Source organism: Streptococcus pseudopneumoniae (genome assembly GCF_001074975.1).
Taxonomy (GTDB): Bacteria; Bacillota; Bacilli; order Lactobacillales; family Streptococcaceae; genus Streptococcus; species Streptococcus pseudopneumoniae_D.
On the sequence record NZ_JUUO01000052.1, the window covers coordinates 1 to 1,966 of the forward strand.

Below are 1,966 nucleotides of genomic sequence, written 5' to 3' on the forward strand. Positions count from 1 at the left end.
ACCAATTGATTTCTTAGGATCTGGTGTTTCTCCAACATTGACTGTTTGATCCTGAGGTGTTGGTGTGTACTTGTCCGCATCTATGCTCGGAGCTGTAACTTTAACGGTGGCTGTATGCACCGCACTTTGTCCAACGTTATTGACAGACTTGACCTTGACCTTATAGTCGCCAGGATCTGAAGCAACACGACCTGTGATAATAAGCTTGTGCTCATGGTCACTCACTTTTTGAACTTTAACTTCTTGATTTTCAAGCTTGAGCTTACTATCCTCTAAGGTGATAGAAGTAGCAGGATCATAACCGAGTTTTGGATCAGCATTCGAAAATCCTGCTAGCTTATCTGTAGTTGTGAATTCGAGAGTGATCTTCTTGCCTTTTTCGATAGTTTGATCAGCCCCCGTCACCTTAGGAGATGGCAAACCATACCATTGCATATCATTTCGGTGGGTGTTGAACTCATAGGAGCGCAGCCCTGCTGCATAAAAGAGCGGAGTCCCCTCAGCAGCCTTGGTTTTGAAACGAAAGATATAGTTTGATGTACTTTCCTTCAATTTACTACGATAATCGATTTCAAAATGGTAGACTTTTTCCGTATGCTGGATCAACCAATCCTTCAAATAGTCTGATACCAGAACATCCTTCTCCGTAGTCGTACGAGCACCACCTGTACGATGCCAGTATGGTGTATTAGGATTTGCGATAATTTCTTCTAATGTGTTAACAACTCCATCGGAACCACTCCAGAAACCACCTTTCGTCTTTTTGCCCTGAGCAGTCTCGATATCTCCATCAGGGGTACCAATGTTAATAACCTTAGACGTAGCGGCAAGCTGTTGTTGAAAGATTTGTAGTAAGGTTCGTGGTAATCTTCCTTGAGTGTCAATACGTCGTTGTCCACCAGAACCACCCCAGTAACTACTAAATGATGCCGAACCGTCGTTTACCAATTCATGACCCTTTGGAAGGGTAAACCAAGCATGAGCATTTTTGTGGCCTTCAGGATCACGGTCAAACTCAATGACCCAATCGTAGATATCTCCGTTTTTAGTGACATCAACCTTAACGACATCCTTGACATCCTTAACTTTTTGGTTATCAGCAGTATTTTGGTTACGGTCTCTAAAGAGCATGGTACCAGCTGGATAACCTGAGCCATCTCCTTCCTTTGTGAAGTAGAGACCGACAGCATCGTTATAACTTACTCCCTCATCAGCACGAAATCTTGTACCGACTGGGATAGCTGCGCGATTACGGACGTCATTATGCCCAGAAGTCAAACGATTACGTGCAATCATAACAGAGCTTTCGTTACGTTTGATGACACGATTCATATCCTCAACATCACGAAGGCTAACTTCTACACCACCAAATGCAGACTTGGCTACTGCAACTTGGGCGATAGCTTTCTCCAAGATTTCACGTGTCAAGTCATTCTTAGGTGTTTGGGCGATAGTCTGCTCCAAACGATCAATAGACAATTTGAGACTAGCTTTAGCTTTTTCCAGTTGCTCAGCATTAGTATTTTCTGAAGTTTCCTCAGACTTAGCTGAAATTTCTGGAGTTAGCTTCGCTACTTCTGGCTTGATTTCCGGAGTTGCTTCCTGTCTGCTTTCGTCATTTTTATCTGCTTTGACTTGAGGAGTTTCCACTGCTCGTAGTTGGTCCAAAACATTGGTCAAGCGAGCTACCAAAGCGTCCACTTCTTCTTGACTCACTTTTGAATTAGCAAGAGTCTGTTCAGCCTTGACAAGTTCTTCCTTGGCGCGGACTAAAAGATCTGTATTCGCAGTTTCCTTGACGTGAAGCTGGTCTTTTAACTGTACCACAAGCTGACTTGCAACAGCTGTATCCACTTTTATAGAACTAGTAGGCTTTTCCTTATCCTGCGATGCTAGCGGACTAGTATAGTCGCTTAGTTTATAAAATACGTGTTATAATAAAGCTATGGCATATAGTACTGATTTT

General features: G+C 43.0%; 1 protein-coding gene. It reads right to left on the reverse strand.

Features of this window, described 5'->3' with window-relative positions; all coding sequences use genetic code 11:
- On the reverse strand, nt 1-1,854 hold a 1,854-nt coding region (locus tag ADI86_RS02425), incomplete at its 3' end, for a hypothetical protein (RefSeq protein ID WP_049531649.1).
- Between the last annotated feature and the right edge of the window lie 112 nt (nt 1,855-1,966).